The organism is Clostridium drakei, assembly GCF_000633595.2.
Lineage (GTDB): Bacteria > Bacillota > Clostridia > Clostridiales > Clostridiaceae > Clostridium_AM > Clostridium_AM drakei.
This window is the reverse complement of the sequence record NZ_JIBU02000009.1, coordinates 75,696-97,651: the sequence shown is the minus strand read 5'-3', so window position 1 is coordinate 97,651 and position 21,956 is coordinate 75,696. Positions and strand designations below refer to the sequence as shown.

The window sequence follows — 21,956 nt, the reverse complement described above, 5'->3', positions numbered from 1 at the left end:
AATAAATTTTCTATCTAAAGAACACAATTTTAATATAATCATATACTATTGCATTAATATAATCTAGTGAACAAAGGAATTTTTTGTATATATCCTAATTGTAATAATATTATTATTAATTTTGAGCATAATGTATGTCCTTAAGGAAAAGAATAGGATTTAGGCCTTGAAATCAACAGTCTAATGTTATTTCACCTAGTTTTTACACTTCAAAACATAAGCTGGTGGCAGGTTTAAGAGTACCTTTTTTGTTTTAATTCTATCAAAATGTTTTCTAAAAAGCTTCATTTTAAACAAAGTGTACTGAAAAGTTATAAATTCTCCTTTGTCTTTTAATATTTCTTTTGTAACTGATAATATTTTTTTGCTCATGTCCTGTGGTAAACTTGCAAATGGAAGTCCCGAAACTATATAGTCCAATTTATCAATATTATACTTATGTAAATATTTTTTTAAGTTCTCTGCTGAATCATTTACAAGTATGAAGTTTGTTCTATCTCTAAACTTATCTTTTAGGATATTGTAAAAATCCATATTATATTCTATGGCTATAAATATAGTGCTATCCTTCTTCTTATCTAATATTTTTTCTGTGAAAACACCTGTACCTGGTCCATATTCAACAATGTAAGTAGCATTTAAAAAATCAATATCTTCAATCATTCTACATGCTAACTTATCTGAACTTGGTGCTATAGCCCCTACTGTTTTTGGATTTTTTATATATTGCTCCATAAATCTACCAATTTCCATTTTATCTTCCTCCTGCATTAGCATAAGATCAATATAAAATATAAATATTAATCTTTTACTAAAAAATTATTAAGAATTATCGATATTTTTCCAATTTATTTTATAATATGAAAATTATAATTTCAATTTATGCCAGGTTATTTTGTGCATTTTCTGATAGAACAAAAAATGCACACTCTATATAATTTGCTCTAAGTACATCTAAAAGCATAAGTGTATACTTAGGGTCAAGTCTATCATCAAAAGTTAAAGAAATAACTTTTTTATTTCTAGGAACTTTTTTATTATTTTCTTTGAAAAATTTTTATAATATACATTTGGTATTACAGCTAAAGAAAAATATTGATACCAACTAACTAAACAATGGATTGAAGGTAAAAGATTATCTGCTGCATCTATCTTATATAAAAGTTCAATCATATTCATAAAAATCCCACATGTAGTAATATCTGGCCTTACATTTATGGTTGGAAAGCTTATGTATATAACTCCACATATTAACTTTCCTAGTAAATCAGCTATTAAAAACCTATAACAATGTTCTTTACTTATATTGCTAATTATTATATAGTTAATAATCAAAAATATATAACTACCAAAATAAATTACTGTAAATACAAGTATTATTGGAATCCTGTCGTCATAATATGAGGTTAAATTGTGAAAGACACTATTTTTATTACTTCCATTATTTTCACCTAATCTTCTATTAAGAAAAAACTACATAAGAAGATATCATTTTCTTGAATTCAATGTATCCAAAATAAAAATAGAACCTCTAAGAATTCAAACCTTAGCAAGTTCTATTTTTTATTATATTAATTTTTAATCATTAGAATTAATGAAGAAGTATATCTAACATATCATAACTATCCTGCTTATCAACTATTTCATTATTAACATCCTCAAACTCTATATCTATTATTTTATTGTTTTTAACTCCAACAGCTAGTCCTGAATAACCATTGTTTAATAAATCTACCGCTTTTATTCCCATTTTGCTTGCCAATACCCTGTCAAATCCTGATGGATTTCCTCCTCTTTGTATAAAACCTAATATAGTAGTTCTTACACTAGTCTTTAATTTTTCCTCAATATATCTTTGAAGCTCCTGTAAATCGTACATTCTTTCTGTTATTATAATTATATTATCATTTTTTCCACTATTCATCCTTAAGCTTAGTTTTGAGCATATAGTATCAAAATCTAATTTCTTTTCTGGAGTTGATATTATTTCCCCACCACCTGCTAAGGCCGAATATAAAGCTAAATCTCCACAATATCTTCCCATAACTTCAACAATAGTGGTTTTGTCATGTGAATAATCTGTATCTTTTATTTTGCCAATACACTCTAAGACAGTGTTTAAGGTGGTATCAAATCCTATACAATAATCAGTATATTTTAAGTCATTATCTATAGTACCAGGTATTCCAATAACATTAACGCCTAACTTATGTAATCTATCTGCACCTTTAAAGGATCCTTCACCTCCTATTACAATTAAAGAATTTATATCGAGATTCTTTAGTACTTCTACAGCTTTTTTTATTCCTAAGTCCTCCATAAATTCCATACACCTAGCAGTCTTTAATATAGTTCCTCCTTTATCTGCAATATTTTCTACATCAGAAGAAGTTAATCTATGCATATCACCATTCATCAACCCTTGATATCCATGTTTTATTCCAATTACTTCTATATCATAATAATTTGCTGCTTTTACTACTGCCATTATAGCAGCGTTCATTCCTGGAGCATCTCCTCCACTTGTTAAGACCCCTACTCTCATCAGTGTTAACCTCCATCATGTGATGTATTTATTATATTTCAAAATAACTATTTACAATATTTTTCTTCCATCTTGCTTATAAGATTAATTCTCGTTTGATGCCTTCCACCTTCAAATTTAGTATTTAACCACTCATCTACTATTAGCAATGCTAACCCTTCACCTATAACCCTTTGTCCTAGACAAAGTACATTGGCATTATTATGTTGTTTTGTAGCTCTAGCACTAAATACATCAGCTACTGCAGCAGCTCTCACACCAGGTACCTTATTTGCTGCAATAGAAACTCCAATTCCTGTACCACAACAAATAATTCCACATTCACCCTCTTCATTTGCCACACTTTCGGCAACTGCCAAAGCATACTTGGGATAATCTACTGATTCTTTAGAATATGTACCATAGTCTCTATATTTAATTCCTTTTTCTTCAAAACTTTTTTTAATTACTTCTTTTAATTCATAACCTCCATGATCACAGCCTATTGAAATCATAATTCTTCACCACCATTACATTTTATATTATAATAAATCATATACTTGCTAGCTTGCGCTTATCAATTTCATTAAAAACTATACCCTCATTTTTTAAATTTAAAGCTAAACTAGTTGTATTATTATGTCATTGAATTATGTATGCACTTATAATTTCTCCATAGTAAGCTGTGTGAAAGTCCCTATTCGCACCATGAAATGAGCTTTCCACATTTTGCGGATAAAATTTATTTCTATTTTCTTCTTGAATCTCATCCTTATCTTGTTTTTGTTTATATATAATCCTACACTCAAGTGTAAGTGGAAACTCCTTAATAGCAGGAACTGAAACGCTATTAGGTGATTCCAGTGTTAAGTTTAGTTCCTTGATTTTATCACTTAAACCACCAGATTTTGTACCACAAACTCCTAATATTCTTTTATCAAATTCGCCAAATGGTACGTTTATGGTAAACTCAGGATTCTTTTCAAGTTGATGTCTTGTAAAACGATTTTCTCTCACGAAAACTTTAAAAATTGTTTTTCCCCATTCTATTCCTAGCATTCCCCATGAAATAGTCATAGAATTAACTTTATCATCTACCTTTGTTGTTAGTAAAACACCTGTTTTAAGCGCATTCATAATCACGTTAGCATAATCAAATATTTGTATTTCTTTTTTCATAAATGTTATCCTCCCTGAATATTTCTTATACCTATGATGAATTAGTATATAAGTTCACTTAATCCAATGCAATTGCATTTTTTAAATGTACAAGAAAATTTAGAAGATGATATGTTGCTTATTAATAATTTTAAAAATATTACCATTCAAGGTGAAAAATATATAATTCCAGCAAAAATTAAATTTTTACTGGAATTAGAAATCTAAATTTCTGTAAATTAAGTTATAATATTTACAATATAAGAAAACTTATAATGTATTGTCTGATCCAAGTACATCAACTATTTTTTTCTCTACTAATTCTCTTATTAGCTTTCTTCCTTCACCCAAATACTTTCTTGGATCTATTTCAGATGGGTTTTCTGCAAAAACTTTTCTTATACCTGCAGTCATTGCAAGCCTTAAATCTGTATCCATATTAATTTTGCATACAGCTAGTAAAGATGCTTTTCTTAACATATCTACAGGAATTCCCTTTGCACCAGCTATTTTTGCACCATACTTATTGCAGATTTCAATTGTATCTGGATCAACAGCTGAAGCTCCATGAAGAACTATTGGAAATCCTGGTAATTTTCTTTGGATTTCTTCCAATATATCAAATCTCAATTCTGGCTTAAAGTCCATTGGAAATTTGAAAGCTCCATGTGATGTTCCTATAGCTATAGCTAGTGAGTCAACTCCTGTAATGTTAACAAATTCTACAGCTTGGTCAGGATCAGTGTAAATATTCATATCACTCTTAACATCATCCTCTACTCCAGCAAGTACTCCCAGTTCAGCTTCCACAACTACACCGTGAGCATGAGCATATTCAACAACCTCTCTAGTCTTCCTTACATTTTCCTTATAATCATAATGAGAACCATCAAACATTACAGATGTAAATCCATTTTCTACGCATATTTTGATTGTATCTATATCTGGCCCGTGGTCTAGGTGAAAAGCAATATCTATACCCGCATCCGCTACAACAGCATCCACCATAGCTTTCAAATATTTAGGTCCTGCATATTCCAATGCTCCTTTTGAAACCTGAAGAATCACAGGTGATTTTTGTGCCCTTGCTCCTTCCACAATTCCTTGCACTATTTCCATATTATTAACATTAAAAGCTCCTATAGCATACTTACCCTTGTAAGCTTTTTCAAACATTTCCTTTGTAGTAACTAATGCCATAACAATACCGCCTTTCTTTGTAATTCTATCAAAAGCTGATATTTCACCGCCTCTTTGCATATATCACAAAACAATACTTCTTACAGTGATATCCATCTTTTCTTGTATATATTTTCAAAGTTCTTATATGTAATACATTCTTTCAGTCATTATTATATTTTCACTTTTACCTTTATTGATATATCTTTCAATTTTATTTCAGGGGTAGAATTATCTCACCATTACCAACTAAATCACATACAATACCGAATCATATACCATAATTTTATTTTGCTATTTGAGATTTATCCTAATTTGTTTTTTTCTCCTTGATTAACAACTACAACTTTCCCCGAAACTCTAACTATAAATCCAATAACAATACCACCTAAGGCTAAAACAACTGCAAGGAATATCATACTTGCATTGAATGAACCTGTTATATCTTTGATATATCCAACAACGTAAGGTCCAAAGAATCCTCCAAGATTACCTATACTGTTTATAAGAGCTATCGCACCTGCTGAAGCAGCACCAGTTAAGAATGAAGGTGGAATCGACCAGAATGGTGAATATGAACCAAATGCTCCACATACAGAGATAGTTAATGCCACAAAAGCTCCTACTACACTTGTTTTTGCAACATAAATGCTTATCAACATCGCAATTGCACTTATACCTAAACATGCAAAAACATGAAAACGTCTTTCATTAGTCTTATCAGAATGATTACCAACTAGATACATAACAACCATAGCACAAAGATACATGCCTCCTACAAGCCATCCTAAACCCATAGTACTTAAATTGAATGATTTAGCCATTCCTTTAGTGATAGTTGGAAGAAACATGTTTATTCCATAGTAACCCGTCATCCAGCAAAAATAACCAAAAGACATTACCAAAACATCTCTATCCTTTAAAGCATCAACAAACGTATAATGTTTTACTTTTTCTTTATGAAGTTTTTCTTCCGTTGTAACATCTATAAGCCAAGTTAATTCTTCTTTTGTCAACCACTTTACATCTTCAATTTTGTCATCAAGATAAGTTAAGCAAATTATACCTAAAATCAAACATGGTATACCTTCCAATATAAATAGACTTTGCCATCCTGATAGTCCAAATATATTTGCCCCTAATAGTACAGTTGCAATTGGAGAACCTATTGCATTAGCTGCTGGTATTGCAAGCATGAATCCAGCTATAGCTTTGGCATGATTCTTACTCTGATAAAAATTACTTAAATACCATACCATACATGGATAGAAACTAGCTTCCATTGCTCCTAAAAAAAATCTAACTATATAAAATTGTATTGGAGTTTTTATAAAAGCCATAGCTACTGCAATAAATGCCCAGGAAATCATTATCCTTGCAATCCATTTTCTTGCTCCCCATTTAGTCATCATTGCACTTCCTGGTACCTCAAATATGAAGTATCCGATGAAGAATATTCCAGCACCAAATCCAAAAACAGCACTGGAAAAACCAAGATCTGAATTCATTGTCAATGCAGCAAATCCGATGTTTACCCTATCCATTATTGCTATTGCGAAACATATGAACAGAAATGGAATTAGTCTTAAAGTAACTTTTTTCACCGTCGAAGCCTCAATTTGTTTTACATCCATAATTCTACCTCCAAATAATTTTAATATTAATTTTATAACTTTTCTTAATTTTTAATAAAGTGTTTTAATTATTTATTACTGTAACTGAATGTATTATATTTATCATTGCGTCAAGTCAATTTTGAATATTTAAAACTATACAATTACTGCATTTTTTATTTTTAGAAAACGATTACTATTCCATTTTAAAAATAATTCTGAAAATTGTTTTTATTATTTTAATATAAAAATATAAATTCAATAAAAAGCTACTCTTATAATATAGGATATCTTAACTTTTAACTAGATACCCTATATTATAATATCATAAGAGAGTTTATGGATTAATCCATGTGTTGTCCACCATTGATGTCTATATCCTCGCCTGTTATATATGAAGCTTCTTCTGAAGCAAGGAAAGCAACTGTTGCTGCAATTTCTTCAGTTTCTCCTGGTCTTCCTATAGGTATATTTGCGATAATCCCATTAGCTTGTTCCTTCGGAAGCGATTTCCATATCTCTGTATTAATAAGTCCTGGTGCTACACTGTTTACTGTTATTCCATCAAGTGCTACTTCACGAGCAAGGTTTTTGGAAAATCCTAATACTGCAGCCTTTGATGCTGAATAGTGTGCTCCACCAAATATTCCGCCGCCTCTTTTGCCTGATACTGAAGAAAGATTTATTATTCTACCATATTTCTGTTTTTTCATTACTTTCATTACAGCTTGAGTGCATAAGAATAACCCGAACACGTTTACATTGAATATCCTTTTCATGTCATCCAAAGTCATATCTTCAACAGTAACTTTCTGCGAGATACCTGCATTATTTACAAGAATATCTATTCTTCCATACTCTGCAAGCACTTTTTCCACCATAGCTTCATTTGATTCCTTACTTGTAACATCTAATGCTATACCTAATGCTTTTCCACCAGCTTCCTTAACAATTTTTACAGTATCCTCTACTCCTGCAGCATTCAAATCTGCTATAACAACTGCAGCTCCTTGCTTTGCAAGTGTCAGTGCTATAATACGTCCTATTCCTTTTTGTGAACCGGCTCCCGTTACTATTGCTACTTTTCCGCTTAATTCAAACATAATTTATCTCTCCTTTTATATCCAGTGAACCTATTAGTACACTGATTAATTTTTATTTATTTTATGCATAGACTACATATAAACCTATGTAATCTATAATTTATTTAAAATATAATTACTTTATCATTTCCTTAGCTTTTTTTACTATATCAGCTATAGTAATCCCATTGATTTCCATAAGTTTTTCATAAGGTGCAGATTGTCCAAATTGATCTTGAACTCCTATTCTTGCTACTTTACCTTTTCCTTCTTCAGCAGCTACTTCACACACTGCACTTCCTAAACCATTTATAATGTTATGGTCTTCAACAGTAATTATCTTTCCAATATTCAAGCATTCAAGTACTGCTTCTCTATCTAAAGGTTTAATTGTATGCATGTCTAATAACTTTACGGAAATTCCTTCCTTTTCTAATTCTTTAGATGCCTCTAATGCTAAATATACAGTATCTCCATTAGCAATAATAGCTATATCTTTTCCATCTTTTAGTTTTTTTGCTTTACCTATTGTAAATTCTTCATTTTCGTCATATATTACTGGAATAGCATCTCTTGTAAAACGAAGATATACAGGTCCATTAATTTCTGCTGCTTGCTGCACTAACTTTCTAGTAGAATAATAATCCGCACCCATAACTACTGTCATATTTGGAAAAGTTCTAAGAACTCCCATATCTTCTATACATTGATGGCTAGCACCATCATTTGCAGGAGTAAGTCCACCATGAGAACAAGCAATTTTAACATTTAGGTTTGGATAGCAAACCTCTTGTCTTATCTGCTCACCCATTCTTAAAGATCCAAATATAGCATATGTACTTACAAATGGTATTTTTCCAGTTGTAGCAAGTCCTGCTGCAACTCCACAAGCATTTTGTTCAGCTATGCCAACATTTATATGTTGATTAGGTAACTGCTTTAAAAATTCTCCAGTTTTACATGACTTTCCAATATCTATATCAACAACATATATGTTTTTATTCTTTTTTCCTAATGCTAATATTTCATCTCCAAAAGCTTGTCTTGTTGCTTTTTTCATCATACTCATTATTTTAAACCTCCTTCTAATTCTTTCATAGCTTGTTTGTACTCTTCATCATTAGGAGCAACTCCATGCCATGAAGCTACATTTTCCATAAATGATACTCCTTTTCCCTTTACAGTATTCATCACAATACATTTAGGTTTTCCATTCTTTGCTTCTCTTATATAATCTAAAGTTTCAACTATCTCTTCCATAGAATGTCCATTAATTCTTCTTGTTTCAAAACCAAATGCATTAAATTTCTTTTCTATATCTTGATTTGGCATAATATCTTTGCAAGCACCATCACATTGAAGTCCATTATCATCAATAAATACAACTAAATTATCTAATTGATATTTAACTGCAGTTTCAACTGCTTCCCATATCTGTCCTTCCTGGCTTTCTCCATCTCCTACTATAACAAAGACTCTATAATCTTTCTCATCTCGTTTGCTAGCAATTGCCATACCCACTCCTACAGAAAGTCCTTGTCCTAAAGAACCAGTAGATATATCTATCCCTGGACATTTATTCATATTTGGATGTCCTTGAAGGATTGATCCATATTGTCTTAATGTATGTATAGTTTCATATGGAAAAAACTCCTTCAATGCTAATGCAGCGTACTGAATTGGGCAAACATGACCTTTAGATAAAATAAATCTATCACGATCTTCCCAATTAGGATTTTTAGGATCAATATTCATTTCTTTAAAATAAAGTGCTGATACTATATCTGCTGAAGATAATGATCCGCCTGGATGGCCAGATTCTGCTTCATAAATCATAGTAAGAGCTGTTTTTCTGAGTTCAATAGCTTTTTGTTTTAATTCTTCAACACTTAAATCCTTCATACAAATCACCTCGTTAAATATTTATCTACTTGTGTACTTGTCTACTAAGTTACCTTATATTTTCATTATACTTTGAATTCAACTTTTGTCAATAATAAATTTTAAAACTTTTTTCTTTTTTCTTAAATTTCAAAAAATAAAATAGTGATAAAATCTCACTATTCCCTGATTTCTATGAAATAATTTTATATAAAAAAACTACCAAACAAAGTATCTTTTCATTTAAAACACTTTATTTGGTAGTACATTATACCTGTTATTCTTTCCAATATCTATCATACAAATTATTCATGTGTTTAGTCATTTCCTTCATTGCTTCTTCACTATTGCGACTTTTAATAGATTTGACAATGGCCTTATGCTCACTTACATTGATATTCCTATATTCTGGTTTAGTAACAGTTCTATCTCGAAGCAAAATCCACATTTTCTGCTCTCTCATTACGTTATTTATATCATTTGTAAATTTGATAAATAAATCATTATGAGAAGCCTTTGCTATTTCACTATGTAATTCTTCATCTGTTTCTGGATTATAAATACCTTCATTTGCTTCTTCTTCGAACTTATTTTCAATCCTCTGTATGTTCATAATTTCCTCATCTGTAGCCCTTTCCGCTGCAAATTTAGCAATTATAGGTTCTATATTCATCCTTGCTTCAACAATCTCTTCTGGAGTCACCGATTCCAGCATTGTATCTGATTTATTGTCTCCGGTATTTGGCTGAATGCTCATAACAAAAACACCTTCACCTTGACGAGAATAAATATATCCATTTAATTCCAAAGCACTTAAAGCCTGCCTCACAGGTGCACGACTTACATTAAACTGTGCACACAATTCCCTTTCTGGTGGTAATTTGTCCCCTATCTTAAATATCCCCAGCTGAATTTGTGAAAGAATCTGATTGTAAATCTGAAGATATAATTTTTTGCTTGATACTGGATTAAAGCTCATAGAAATCACCTCATAGAAAAATTATAATTCTCATTTATATTATAAATATAACTTTGTGTATTTTTTAACTTTATATAGCAAACTATTTAACATACTTTTTCATCAATATAAAGTATATTATATTTTTACCAACTTGTCTACTTACTAAACAAATTTTTTGTAAAAATGTAAGTTCAATAAACTCATCCTTATCTGGCACTTGTTATCTGAAATTTTTAAATAATTTAATTAATATTATTCTTAGATTATGTAAAATTATATAATCTAGTACAACTTCTTTAAAACCTCTAAATCTTTAACATAATTTAAATTCACAAACATCTCCAAATCCTTGCTATAACTTCTTGTAACCTCTTCTGGAATATAATGAATCTTTGAATTTTTTATTATATCATAAAGAACTAGATCATTGTTATCTATTCCCTTTTGAAAATCTTCTATTAAATCTTTAGAATAAAAAGCATACATTGGCTCCACCCATTTCCCATTTTTAGGAACAACACACTGACAGTTATCTTCTTCAGCTATTTTCATCATATACTTTATATATTCTATATTCACTACAGGCATATCGCAAGCCATGAAGAAAACATACTTAGAATTAGCATCTTTTAGCCCTGTATATATTCCACCTGCTGGACCATACTCTTTTTTTAAGTCTTCTATTACTGTATATTTTAATTCCTTAAATTTATCCTTTTTTTCAGCTACTAATATTACTTCATCAAAGACAGTTTCTAATTTTTCAGCGGTAAGCTCCAATAAATATTTGCCTTTTATTTCTATCTTACTCTTATCAAAACCCATTCTACTGCTTTTACCCCCACAAAGTATAACAGCAGTTCCAACCTTCTTCATTAAAATTCCCCCTTAATGCAAAAGTCCCATATAAAAAACAGTAGCATATACTACTGTTTTTTTAAAGCCTTTTTTAAAGTTTTTCTCTTACAGTGGCAGATAATAACTCACAGAACTTAGTAAGGTCTTCTTTATTATCGAAGGTTCCTTGAGCTCTCTTATCTTTTCCGCCGCCTTTTCCATTAAATTCTCTTATATGTTCTTTAAATAATTTTCCACAGCTTATATCTATATCTGTATTATTTAGGAATAATATTTTTTTGTCCTCTAATGATGCAAAAATAACTATGTAACCTTTATTCTCAAGTATAGAACCTATTAATTGTATATCTTCAAAGTTCTTATCCTCAAATTGTATAGATATAAGTTTAGATTTTGCATTTTTAATTATACTTTCTGCTTCAATTCCTGCTATAGTACTTTTTAATCTGCTAAATTCTCTTTTTAAACTCTCTATTTCTTCAAACTGTTTATTAACTCTATCCAATATTCCATTTTCATCTACAGATAGAACTTTATTTAAACTTGTTATAATATCATGTTTTACTTGAAAATCCTTAAAAGCTCTCTTTCCACATTTAATATAAATTCTAGTCATTCCTTTATATCTCTCAGCTTTTAAAATCTTTACTATACCTACTTCACTAGTAGTTTTAACATGTGTACCGCAGCAAGGGCAGCAGTCCATATCTTTTGCTTCTACTATTCTTATATCCTCATCTACATTTATCTTTTTTCTTGCAGGTACTTTATCCACTTCATCCTTAGTAACTATATATGTATCAAAGCTTCTATTTGCATATATGTACTCATTTACTTCATCTTCTACCTTTTTAACCATATCTTCAGTAAAAGGATCTATATCTATATCTACAGTTACATATTCTTCTCCTAAATGGAATCCTTTATTGTTTCCACCATAAAGCTTATAAATAGCTCCTGAAAGTAAATGTTCCCCTGAATGCTGCTGCATATGGTCAAAACGTCTTTCAAAATCTATTGAGCATTTTACCTTCTTATTTTCTGGTGCTTTATCCATATGATGATATATTATATCACCTTTTTCTGAAACATAACTTACTTTTATTCCATCTATTGTTCCAGTATCTGAAGGCTGTCCTCCTCCCTCTGGATAAAATGGTGTTTTATCTAGTACAACAAGTACCTTTCCATCCTCTTCTATTATATCTAAAACATTTGCTTCACTCTCTGTTATATAAGCATCCTTATAATATAGTTTTTCTGTCAAACTAAACAGCTCCCTTCATAATTTAAGCATTTAACTATATTTTATCCTTTTTCATAAAACTTTTAAAGTTTTTTTTACTTTTTACTGTTCCAGAATAAACAAGACCCAAAGGTCCCTATTATAAATACACCAAATATAGTTTCAACCATAACAAGTACACGCACTAAAGTAGAATTGGGTAAAATATCACCATAGCCTAAAGTAGTAATAGTTACCGTGCTAAAATATAAGAAGTTCCATAGGGAATGTTTAAATTTATCATTTACGATTTTCTTTAACACTATAGGACTATCATCTAAAAATGAAATTGAATTTTTCATTAAATTTATAAAATAAAAATTTAGAGGATAAAAATAGTTTTCATTATTAAAAAATTTATCATAAATCATAGGGTAATTTTCTATCCATATTTTTACTGTATCAATCTTTTTAAATCTATTACTATCACCTTTGTACACCTGATAATTACCATCTTCATTTTTATCATTAAGTCTATACAAAGAAATTTCTACCATGTATGTTTTAAATTTACTAACCACATCATATTCCTTGACATTTTTTATTTTTATATGAGTAATTCCTTTTTCCTGAACCAATAAATAGTAGTAATTAGCCCACGCATCACCTAATGAATTATTAAAATCAAAATTATACAGTTCTTTTCCATCTAAAATTTTTACTGGCTGTCTTTTATATTCTCCCGCTATTATTAAATTATTTATAGCATTTTTTAGATCTTTACTGCATGTACCTATTTCCATACTTCTTTTAAAAGCATTTATTCTAATGTTTGTATTTATATCCTCTTGAAATACAAAAAATTCTCCTGAGGATAAATTAGCTATTTTCCAATAAATTATTCCAAAAACTAATATTGTTCCTAAATACAGAACTGTTATGAGCATAAGTAAATTAATTTTTTTTACATCTCTCATAGACTTAAGTACATTCATATTCATCCACCTTATAAATATGTTATACCTAAATTTTATTAATAATCTTAAAAATATATAATAAAAACTTCTTTAATTTTATAACTTAAACTGGTATTTGATTTTTCAAATTTTTATCATCATCCAATCTTTTACCTTTTATGGAGGGAGGAAGTAAAAATATAAAAATAAGTGCCATTAGCAAAATTATGATTCCAAAATAATAAGTATCTCTTTGTGCAAGTAGATAAACATCTTTCACCCCTAAATGCATCTTTTTATTATAAACCAATTGACGAGACGCTAAAATAATGGTACTAGATGCAACTCCCAATGTCTGTCCAAGATTACGCATAGTTGCTAACATTCCAGAAGCAACTCCAGCATGTTTTCTAGGAGCTGAACTTAGGATAGCTGTATTAATGGAAGAAACACTCAAACCATTTCCAATTCCCATAACAATCAATGCAATAATTACTACAACATAATTGGATGATGCTTTTAATGAACTCATAATTAAACAACTAACACAAATAAAAATCAATCCCACACTGGATGGCAAACGCGTTCCATATTTATCAGTCATACTACCTCCAACAGGTGACATTACCATCATTGCAATTGAAGATGATAACATGATCAGTCCTGACTTATCTGATTGTAGTGATAATACATTTATTAAGTAGAATGGTAACAAATAGGTAATCAATTGTTGAACTAAATATGAACACATGCATGCTGCATTTGCCATAGAAAATGTTCTATTTTTAAATAACTGTAAAGACATTAATGGTGATTTTATATGTTTTTCATGCATAATAAATATATTTAATACTAAAATACTAAAAAACATACATCCTAAAAATGATTTCCATCCCAATTGATTACTAAAATTGAGTCCTACTGAGAAAGTACCTATTGACATTGCAAATAAAATTGCACCAAACCAATCCATACTCCTGTTTTCAGAAGTTTCTTTGCTGTCATCCGGCATAACAATACAAGTTAAAATAAAACCTAAAATGCAAAGTGGTACATTAAAATAAAAAATAGCATGCCATGAAAAATGAGTCAATAAAAATCCACCAATAGTAGGTCCTGCAGCTAATCCTACAGAAATAAATACAGAATTCACCCCTAAAGCTTTTCCACGTTCATTTAAATCAAAAGTTCGACTAACAATTGCCTGAGTAATAGAAACCATAATACTGTATCCGATTCCCTGTAAACATCTGAAAAAAATCAGCATTCCCAACTTTAGCGACAGTAATGGTGCTGCAACACATACTGCTCCAAAAAATAAAAAGCCAATTTTAAATTGCCTCTTGTATCCATAAAGTTCTGCTGTACGTCCAAAAATTAGCAGAGCACAGCATGGTATCAAAGAATATACTAAAGCTAACCAGCTAACACTATTCTGAGTAACACCAAATTCTTTTGCAAGTGTTGGAAGTGCAAGATTTAAACTATTTACAGAAAATGATACTATTAGATTGGCCATACTAGTTACCGCAAATATCATCCACTTTTTGTGCTTATTCTCGTTCATTTAAATACAACTCTCTTTCGACTATATAACATCTTGATTTATTATATTACATATGTTAGTATTTGTTAAATGAATTTTATTGATAATATTAATTCGATTATCGAATAGTAAGGAGTTTAAAATGGACACACAAAATTTACAAACTTTTCTTCTACTGTCAAAATTAAAAAACTTTTCACTTACAGCTGAAAAATTATTTATAGCACAATCAACTGTCACAAATCGTATTGCCGAATTGGAAAAAGAAACAGAAAAAAAATTATTCATACGAAATAAGAAACATATAGAGCTAACTCCTGAAGGTATTGTATTTAAAAATTATGCAAAGCGAATTTTAGAATTAGAAAAGATTGCTATACAAGAAATGAATCAATCAAATTTTTATAAAAATGAACTTAGGATTGGTAGTGCTAACACTGTTTATGAATGTCATTTATATTCTATTATCCATTCTTTTATATCCTCTAATAAAGATATATCTGTTAAAGTAATACTTGAGCATTCACATGACTTGCTTCAGATGTTAGAAGATCAACTATTAGATGTTGTTTTTTCCTATATATATTATAAGAAGTTTGGATATCAGTGTATTCCTTTTGCTTTAGATGAACTTCTTCTTGTTACCAGCCCTAAAAATAGCTTCTTCATAGATGGTATCTGTAAAAATGACCTATTAAAAATAGATTATCTTATGTGTGACCTTGCACTAAAAGAAACTGGACAATTTATACGTTCATTATTTCCTTCTTATTATCAGTTTCACTTTGAAATTGACAACAGTACAAAACTTATACAATATTTACTTGATGGCATTGGTTATAGTTTTCTTCCCAAAAGCATTGTGGAACCTTATATAAGAAGCAATTCACTAATAAACATACCATTAATTGATTTTGATGCACCTCAAATCAAAAGTTATATTATTTTTAAGACTAATAATGATAATATAAAAGAATTTTTATCAATGTGTTCTTCTAAGCAATTGTTGGAAGATTTTTAGATATATAAATAACTAGCTGTTTCAAAATTCAATGTTTGCAAATTTTCATAAATAAAAACCATATATAAAGGAATTTGTTTTCCCCTGTATATGGTCTTTGATTTCAGATAAAAGTTTATATTCTATCCTAAAAAATATTCTTTTATAACTCTTCCATTATCTTCTTTGCAAAATAATTTGTATTTAATTCTCCATCTACTTCTATTGCTATTACTTGGCTTAAACCAGCTGCTTCTCCTGTTACATAAACTATCTCACCACATTCGTCATCTACTCTTCTAATAACCATAGCTTCATCACCTTTTTTAATTTTTACCTTTTTTCCTTTATTGGTTTCTATTACAGCATTTTGTGTAAACTGAATTTTCTCTCCTATTTTATATTTTCTCATATAAATTTCCTCCTAAAGTAATTATTAATTACTCAACTTCCACTTAGTTCCTTCTTTAGAATCTAAAATTTCAATATTCATTGAACTTAATTTATCTCTAATTTCGTCTGCTTTAGACCAATCTTTATTCTTTCTTGCCATATCTCTTTCTTTTATAAGTTTATCCACAAGTTCACTATCTACATTAGAATCTAAATTTTGTTCCTCATTTGGTTCAAATAAATTCATTGATAATACTGTATCAAAGCTTTCTACTAAATTGCATTTTTCTCTGCTGGTAAGTTCATTATCCTTTACTACTTCCCATAGAACAGTAAAGGCATTTGGCATATTTAAATCATCGCTTATTTTTTCTGAAAATTTATCCTTGTAAATTTTTATTTTTTCTAGATCTAATCTTTGGTCTTCTTTTGCATCCTTTGCTAAAGCTAATATTTTATTTTTTAATTTTTTATATGCAGTTTCCGCATCCTTTAGCGCATCAAAACTGAATAATAATTGTTTTCTATATCTTGATTGAAGGCAAAAATATCTATAAACTAGTGGATTAAATCCTTCTTTCTCTAATTTATTTACTGTTAAAAAATCACCTTTAGATTTTGACATTTTTCCACTATCCAGTACAAGGAACTCTCCATGCATCCAGTAATTTACCCACTTATGTCCTATTGCTCCTTCAGATTGAGCAATTTCATTTGTATGATGAACCGGAATATGATCTACTCCACCGCAATGTATATCTATTCTTTCTCCTAAATATTTCATAGACATCGCTGAGCATTCAAGATGCCAACCTGGAAACCCTCTTCCCCAAGGTGAATCCCACTGCATAATTTGATTTTTAAATTTTGAATTTGTAAACCATAGTACAAAATCTAGTGGATTTTTTTTATTTTCATCTACTTCTACTCTATTTCCAGCCTCTAATTCCTCCATGCTCAAATTTGCAAGCTTATTGTAATCTTCAAATTTATCAATCTCATAATATACATTTCCATTTGATATATAAGTGTATCTCTTTTCTTCTAGCTTTTTTATTAAATTTATCATATCATCAATATGTTCTGTAGCTCTACAAATTACAGTTGGAATTTCCACATTTAATTTTTTACAATCATCTAAAAATGCATTTTCATAAAATTTTGCTATTTCCCATACACTTTTATTTTCACGTTTCGCACCTAATTCCATTTTATCTTCACCTTCATCTGCATCAGACTGAAGATGACCTACATCCGTAATATTCATTACATGTTTTACTTCATAACCTAAATATCTTAAAGATTTCTTTAATACATCTTCGAATATATATGTTCTTAAATTTCCAATATGTGCAAAATTATAAACGGTAGGTCCACAAGTGTACATTCCCACCTTTCCTTCCAATATAGGTGCAAATTTTTCTTTTTTTCTGGATATAGTGTTATAAACATAAAAATCCATAGATAGCCTCTCCCTTCAATACTTTTGTTTTTATGCATTACAAAAAAGTTCTTTATACGAATTTAGGTAATAAAAAACTACAGGTTAATAAAAATCACCTGCAGTGTATAAACTTACTTAAATTTCAAAAAATATTTCTAACGTATGCAGGTCGTATCTGATTTTAAACGAAAATTTAAACAACAACACATGGTATACGACCTCCTAAAGTTTATTATATATAAATCTTACCACAATCATGAAATAATTCAATAATCTCAAAAAACTTTTATTATATATTATGTTTTGTTATTTTAATATTATACATTAATTGACACTAAAATACAGAATAAAATTTACAATAGCATTTTTTAATTACTTACTTTAAATCCCATAAAACGTTTACTAAATCCTCATTATAATATAAATTTGCTATAGGATTATCGAAGTACTTCCTACCATCTCCATAATACATAAAACATTCTTCTTCATTACGTGGTCCTTCCATTTGTATAGGAAAAAATAATCTTGTATACCTAAATGGCTTTACCCCATTACCTATAATATCCATTTCATGTTCTTGAAGATATATAAATTCTATAGATAATGCATCATTTTTTCTTTTGTTTATAAGCTCTTCACTAACATCTTTTTTTATATTAAAAACTTTTTGATTAAATCTTTTATTTGCTATTTTTACAATATTGTCCGTTTTCTTATTGGATTTTTCAATCACCTTTTGTTTACCCTCACTATAAACTATAATTTTGTCAGGAACATCTATACATCCTCTGTGCTCATTATAACAGCCTATTAAACAAAGTTGAAATATGAAGACAAGAACTAATATCAATAATATTCTATTTTTCACACAATTCTCACCTCTTAAAACCATAATTGTATATTGCCATTTGTCAAAATTATACCATTTTTCTTCCAATATTACTATATATAAACTTTACAGCGTTTTCACTTTTAAAACTGTTAAAAAATGATCACTAAAAATTCAGATTGTAGTTATAATTTGAAACTTTTTTCTTTGAATTTATAAAAAAAAACATTTTTATTGTATAATATACTATATAGGAAATAATAAGGAGAGAAACAAGATGATTAACTATAAAAGATGCTCAGAAGTAAACATAGATTCAGTTTTTAGTGCTTTTAAAATTAGCTTTAGCGATTATATGATAAAAATGGATATATCCAAGGAAATTTTTATAAATAGATTTTTTAATACTGAAGGTAATTCTATAGAAAGATCATTTATAGCATTTGACTCTAACAATCCTATAGGAATCATTTTAGGAGGAATAAAAAACTATGAAGGCATTCCTACCATGAGATGCGGAAGCTTTGCTGTACACCCATCCTATAGAGGTACAAATGTAAGTATAGAATTATTCAAACTACATAGAAATGAAGCTGTAAGAAATGGATGTAAACAATTATTTTTGGAAGTAATTAAGGATAATTTTAGAGCAATAAAATTTTATGAAAATATGGGCTATCAGAAAATATATGAATTGAATTATTTTTATACGCAAAATATGAAACCTTTAATAAAAAATAATAATATGCAGTTAGAAATAAAAAGAAAAGACATTAACGATATAAAACTAGTATTTAAAAATTTAAAGGATTTTCACATAAACTGGCAAAATGATATTGATTATATGGCTAAAGTCGATGATGTCTATTTTTATAGTGCTTATAAACAATATAGTCTTTTAGGAGTTTTATGCATAGACTCTAATGGAAAAATAATATTTTTATGGGTAAATAAACACTATAGATGCAAATCCATAGGAAAAACTTTATTATCCTCAGCTTGCATTGATTTAAATTTATCTAAACTATCCATAGGATTTCCTAATAATAACTTAATGCAAGGATTTATAAACCATATAGGATTTGTGAAAAATCCTATATCACAATATGAGATGTATTTAACTCTTTAAAAAACACTTCACCCTTAGCAATTTAAAAATTATGCGACGTAAGGATGCAGTGGAAGTTTGGATTTTAACTTTCATTCCGTGATATATGATAAGGGTGTCATCACGGCTAAATGTTTTAATTATTCTAAAGCTCGAAATTTTTGAAAGCCTAAGAACTTTGTCAAACTCGGTTCCCTCAGACAGGACTAAAGTTCTAAGGCTTTCAAAAATTTTGAGCTAAGAATAATACTAAAACAATTTAGCTAATGTGATGACACCCTTATCATATATCACTTCATAAAAGTTAAAATTCAAACTAGTAACTTCAAGTGTACGTAAATAATTAAATTCTTATAAGCCACTTTAGCAATTGAAAATTATATTTATCAATACCTTATAAAAATTAAGGTAAATAGTAAATGTTATGAAAGCTAGGCTTTGTATCATAATGTATTACAAGCAATTTTTTATATTAAAATTACAATACTTACTACACAACTTTTTAGGTTGAGGGAGCTTTGAAGATATGGTGTATAAAAGCTTTTGAGAGAATTTAGGCATTAGAGCTTCTTAATGAATGCTTGGCTTTTATACACCATATATTCAATGCGGACTCCACCTAAAAAGTTGTGTCGCACTGTACTTACTTTAAATTATGCAGCCCTTTTAATAGATTCCACATATTTCTTTCCTTTTTCATTATCATATTTTCCTTCCAGTTTAGATACAACTACAACTGCTAATGAATTACCACAAACATTTACAGCAGTTCTCGCCATATCAAGAATACGATCAATACCAGCAATAAATGCTAATCCTTCTAGTGGTATACCTACAGAACCTAATGTAGCTAAAAGCACAACAAAGGATACTCCTGGAACCCCTGCTATACCTTTCGAAGTAAGCATTAATACTACTACTAAATTAATTTGAGTTAATATTGGCAAATGCATACCATATAGTTGAGCAATAAATAATGCTGCAATAGCTTGATATAATGTTGAACCATCTAAATTAAAAGAATAGCCCGTTGGAACAACAAATGTAGCAATAGACTTTGGACATCCGAATTTCTCCATCTTTTCCATGATTTTTGGCAAAACTGTTTCTGAACTTGCTGTACTATATGCAAGTATAAGTTCATCCTTTAATACTTTTATAAGTGTAAGAATACTTGTTCCAGCCATTTTCGCTATAATTCCAAGCACTACTAGAACAAAAAAGATCATTGCACCATAAGTAGTTATTGCTAACTTACCAAGAGGAATTAAAGACTTAACTCCAAATTTTGAAACTGTTACACCAATTAATGCAAATACTCCAAATGGTGCTGTTTTCATGATCTGGTTAGTTACCCAGAACATTGTATCAGCAACACCTTGGCATATAGCTAAAACTGGCTTTCCTTTTTCTCCTATAGCAGCAACGCCTAAACCGAACATAACGGAAAAGAATATAATTGCAAGCATGTCCCCTTTAGCTAGAGATTCAACAATGTTTGTAGGAACTATGTTTACAAAAGTATCTGCAAATCCGTGATGTGCTACTGTTTCAGCTGTATTCACATAATTTGAAATATTACTCTTTACAAGTGAATGCATATTGATACCAGTTCCTGGGTGGAATACATTAGCTATTACTAATCCAAGTACAATAGCAACAGTAGTTACCACTTCAAAATACACTAAAGTCTTTACACCAAGTTTTCCAACTTGTTTAATGTCTCCTCCTCCAGCAATTCCAACTACAAGTGCTGAAAATACAATTGGAACAACTATCATCTTTATTAATCTTAAAAATATATCTCCAATTGGCTGTAGATAAGTACTAACTGCTGGATTTCCATAAAATACAGCACCCACTATAACACCAAGTATAAGTCCGATAAGAATTTGAGTGGCTAAACCTAATTTCTTTTTTTTCACTTTTACCATCCTTTCTTTTTCTAATTTATAGATTTTAAATTTATAACTTATTTTTTTATTAAATTTATAACTTATTTTTTTATTAAATTTATAATTTATTTTTTTATAACGAATCCATTTACATAGAAATTTTATAATAAATCCTATAAAAATCTACTAAATCGAACTTAAAACTACAAAATAACTTTTTCAATTTTTCTCACTAATGAATATTTGAATTATTTTTATTCATTTGTATACGTTTACTAATTAATTATGACTATTATTGTGCAAT

General features: G+C 29.3%; 22 protein-coding genes. 2 read left to right on the top strand and 20 right to left on the bottom strand.

The window, feature by feature from the left end; all coding sequences use genetic code 11:
• Positions 1-195 precede the first annotated feature (195 nt).
• The 16 genes from EG57_RS0205465 to EG57_RS0205395 form a co-directional block, all read right to left on the bottom strand.
• A complete protein-coding gene (locus tag EG57_RS0205465) occupies positions 196-753 on the bottom strand; it encodes a class I SAM-dependent methyltransferase (RefSeq protein WP_032076270.1) in 558 nt (185 codons plus the stop codon).
• A 127-nt stretch (positions 754-880) separates the two neighbouring features.
• A complete protein-coding gene (locus EG57_RS27440; protein WP_108849500.1) occupies positions 881-1,009 on the bottom strand; it encodes a polysaccharide deacetylase family protein in 129 nt (42 codons plus the stop codon).
• Entirely contained in the window at positions 1,000-1,335 is a 336-nt protein-coding gene (locus tag EG57_RS0205460; protein WP_052037749.1) for a hypothetical protein, read from the bottom strand. The genes EG57_RS27440 and EG57_RS0205460 overlap by 10 nt, the downstream gene beginning before the upstream one ends.
• A 256-nt stretch (positions 1,336-1,591) precedes the next feature.
• Entirely contained in the window at positions 1,592-2,545 is a 954-nt protein-coding gene (gene pfkA, locus EG57_RS0205455; protein WP_032076269.1) for a 6-phosphofructokinase, read from the bottom strand.
• 47 nt (positions 2,546-2,592) lie between these two features.
• A complete protein-coding gene (gene rpiB, locus EG57_RS0205450; protein WP_200880532.1) occupies positions 2,593-3,042 on the bottom strand; it encodes a ribose 5-phosphate isomerase B in 450 nt (149 codons plus the stop codon).
• Positions 3,043-3,166: 124 nt separating this feature from the next.
• A complete protein-coding gene (locus EG57_RS0205445) occupies positions 3,167-3,703 on the bottom strand; it encodes a flavin reductase (RefSeq protein ID WP_032076267.1) in 537 nt (178 codons plus the stop codon).
• Between the two features lie 249 nt (positions 3,704-3,952).
• Positions 3,953-4,882: a class II fructose-1,6-bisphosphate aldolase gene (gene fba, locus EG57_RS0205440; protein WP_032076305.1), complete on the bottom strand. Its 930-nt coding sequence runs from the start codon at positions 4,880-4,882 to the stop codon at positions 3,953-3,955.
• A 284-nt stretch (positions 4,883-5,166) separates the two neighbouring features.
• Complete coding sequence (locus EG57_RS0205435) at positions 5,167-6,495, bottom strand: MFS transporter (RefSeq protein WP_032076266.1); 1,329 nt, start codon at positions 6,493-6,495, stop codon at positions 5,167-5,169.
• A 323-nt stretch (positions 6,496-6,818) separates the two neighbouring features.
• A complete protein-coding gene (locus tag EG57_RS0205430; protein WP_032076265.1) occupies positions 6,819-7,577 on the bottom strand; it encodes an SDR family NAD(P)-dependent oxidoreductase in 759 nt (252 codons plus the stop codon).
• A gap of 115 nt (positions 7,578-7,692) precedes the next feature.
• Positions 7,693-8,625 carry a transketolase family protein gene (locus tag EG57_RS0205425; RefSeq protein WP_032076264.1) on the bottom strand — a complete coding sequence of 311 codons (933 nt, stop codon included), beginning with the start codon at positions 8,623-8,625 and terminating at the stop codon, positions 7,693-7,695.
• On the bottom strand, positions 8,625-9,458 hold the full coding sequence (locus EG57_RS0205420) for a transketolase (RefSeq protein WP_032076263.1): 834 nt from the start codon (positions 9,456-9,458) through the stop codon (positions 8,625-8,627). The genes EG57_RS0205425 and EG57_RS0205420 overlap by 1 nt, the downstream gene beginning before the upstream one ends.
• Before the next feature lie 256 nt (positions 9,459-9,714).
• Positions 9,715-10,416, bottom strand: coding sequence for a FadR/GntR family transcriptional regulator (locus EG57_RS0205415; RefSeq protein ID WP_032076262.1), 702 nt, complete (start codon positions 10,414-10,416; stop codon positions 9,715-9,717).
• A gap of 264 nt (positions 10,417-10,680) precedes the next feature.
• Positions 10,681-11,274 carry a molybdenum cofactor guanylyltransferase gene (locus tag EG57_RS0205410; RefSeq protein ID WP_032076261.1) on the bottom strand — a complete coding sequence of 198 codons (594 nt, stop codon included), beginning with the start codon at positions 11,272-11,274 and terminating at the stop codon, positions 10,681-10,683.
• Between the two features lie 73 nt (positions 11,275-11,347).
• Positions 11,348-12,523: a serine-tRNA(Ala) deacylase AlaX gene (locus EG57_RS0205405; RefSeq protein ID WP_032076260.1), complete on the bottom strand. Its 1,176-nt coding sequence runs from the start codon at positions 12,521-12,523 to the stop codon at positions 11,348-11,350.
• A gap of 74 nt (positions 12,524-12,597) precedes the next feature.
• Complete coding sequence (locus tag EG57_RS0205400) at positions 12,598-13,476, bottom strand: potassium channel family protein (RefSeq protein ID WP_032076259.1); 879 nt, start codon at positions 13,474-13,476, stop codon at positions 12,598-12,600.
• An 85-nt stretch (positions 13,477-13,561) separates the two neighbouring features.
• Positions 13,562-15,004 carry an MFS transporter gene (locus EG57_RS0205395; RefSeq protein ID WP_032076258.1) on the bottom strand — a complete coding sequence of 481 codons (1,443 nt, stop codon included), beginning with the start codon at positions 15,002-15,004 and terminating at the stop codon, positions 13,562-13,564.
• Positions 15,005-15,125: 121 nt separating this feature from the next.
• Between EG57_RS0205395 and EG57_RS0205390 the strand changes: the two genes are divergently transcribed.
• A complete protein-coding gene (locus EG57_RS0205390; protein WP_029160534.1) occupies positions 15,126-16,004 on the top strand; it encodes a LysR family transcriptional regulator in 879 nt (292 codons plus the stop codon).
• Positions 16,005-16,146: 142 nt separating this feature from the next.
• Here EG57_RS0205390 and EG57_RS0205385 read toward each other — a convergent pair whose 3' ends face one another.
• The 3 genes from EG57_RS0205385 to EG57_RS0205375 all read right to left on the bottom strand — a co-directional run bounded on the left by EG57_RS0205385 (position 16,147) and on the right by EG57_RS0205375 (position 18,688).
• Positions 16,147-16,395: a hypothetical protein gene (locus EG57_RS0205385; protein WP_032076257.1), complete on the bottom strand. Its 249-nt coding sequence runs from the start codon at positions 16,393-16,395 to the stop codon at positions 16,147-16,149.
• Between the two features lie 24 nt (positions 16,396-16,419).
• Positions 16,420-17,838 (bottom strand): cysteine--tRNA ligase, encoded by a 1,419-nt coding sequence (gene cysS, locus EG57_RS0205380; RefSeq protein WP_032076256.1) that lies wholly within the window; start codon positions 17,836-17,838, stop codon positions 16,420-16,422.
• A gap of 358 nt (positions 17,839-18,196) precedes the next feature.
• Entirely contained in the window at positions 18,197-18,688 is a 492-nt protein-coding gene (locus EG57_RS0205375; RefSeq protein WP_242859812.1) for a hypothetical protein, read from the bottom strand.
• A gap of 238 nt (positions 18,689-18,926) precedes the next feature.
• Here EG57_RS0205375 and EG57_RS0205370 point away from each other — a divergent pair, with 238 nt between their 5' ends.
• On the top strand, positions 18,927-19,778 hold the full coding sequence (locus EG57_RS0205370; protein WP_032076255.1) for a GNAT family N-acetyltransferase: 852 nt from the start codon (positions 18,927-18,929) through the stop codon (positions 19,776-19,778).
• A gap of 632 nt (positions 19,779-20,410) precedes the next feature.
• Here the strand turns inward: EG57_RS0205370 and EG57_RS0205365 are convergent.
• On the bottom strand, positions 20,411-21,691 hold the full coding sequence (locus EG57_RS0205365; protein WP_032076254.1) for a cation:dicarboxylate symporter family transporter: 1,281 nt from the start codon (positions 21,689-21,691) through the stop codon (positions 20,411-20,413).
• Between the last annotated feature and the right edge of the window lie 265 nt (positions 21,692-21,956).

Coding starts and splice junctions, on each gene's coding strand:
- EG57_RS0205465 (WP_032076270.1), bottom strand. CDS start 753: ATGGAAATTGGTAGATTTATGGAGCAATATATAAAAAATCCAAAAACA.
- pfkA (WP_032076269.1), bottom strand. CDS start 2,545: ATGAGAGTAGGGGTCTTAACAAGTGGAGGAGATGCTCCAGGAATGAAC.
- EG57_RS0205445 (WP_032076267.1), bottom strand. CDS start 3,703: ATGAAAAAAGAAATACAAATATTTGATTATGCTAACGTGATTATGAAT.
- fba (WP_032076305.1), bottom strand. CDS start 4,882: ATGGCATTAGTTACTACAAAGGAAATGTTTGAAAAAGCTTACAAGGGT.
- EG57_RS0205435 (WP_032076266.1), bottom strand. CDS start 6,495: ATGGATGTAAAACAAATTGAGGCTTCGACGGTGAAAAAAGTTACTTTA.
- EG57_RS0205430 (WP_032076265.1), bottom strand. CDS start 7,577: ATGTTTGAATTAAGCGGAAAAGTAGCAATAGTAACGGGAGCCGGTTCA.
- EG57_RS0205425 (WP_032076264.1), bottom strand. CDS start 8,625: ATGAGTATGATGAAAAAAGCAACAAGACAAGCTTTTGGAGATGAAATA.
- EG57_RS0205420 (WP_032076263.1), bottom strand. CDS start 9,458: ATGAAGGATTTAAGTGTTGAAGAATTAAAACAAAAAGCTATTGAACTC.
- EG57_RS0205415 (WP_032076262.1), bottom strand. CDS start 10,416: ATGAGCTTTAATCCAGTATCAAGCAAAAAATTATATCTTCAGATTTAC.
- EG57_RS0205410 (WP_032076261.1), bottom strand. CDS start 11,274: ATGAAGAAGGTTGGAACTGCTGTTATACTTTGTGGGGGTAAAAGCAGT.
- EG57_RS0205400 (WP_032076259.1), bottom strand. CDS start 13,476: ATGAATGTACTTAAGTCTATGAGAGATGTAAAAAAAATTAATTTACTT.
- EG57_RS0205395 (WP_032076258.1), bottom strand. CDS start 15,004: ATGAACGAGAATAAGCACAAAAAGTGGATGATATTTGCGGTAACTAGT.
- EG57_RS0205390 (WP_029160534.1), top strand. CDS start 15,126: ATGGACACACAAAATTTACAAACTTTTCTTCTACTGTCAAAATTAAAA.
- EG57_RS0205385 (WP_032076257.1), bottom strand. CDS start 16,395: ATGAGAAAATATAAAATAGGAGAGAAAATTCAGTTTACACAAAATGCT.
- cysS (WP_032076256.1), bottom strand. CDS start 17,838: ATGGATTTTTATGTTTATAACACTATATCCAGAAAAAAAGAAAAATTT.
- EG57_RS0205370 (WP_032076255.1), top strand. CDS start 18,927: ATGATTAACTATAAAAGATGCTCAGAAGTAAACATAGATTCAGTTTTT.
- EG57_RS0205365 (WP_032076254.1), bottom strand. CDS start 21,691: ATGGTAAAAGTGAAAAAAAAGAAATTAGGTTTAGCCACTCAAATTCTT.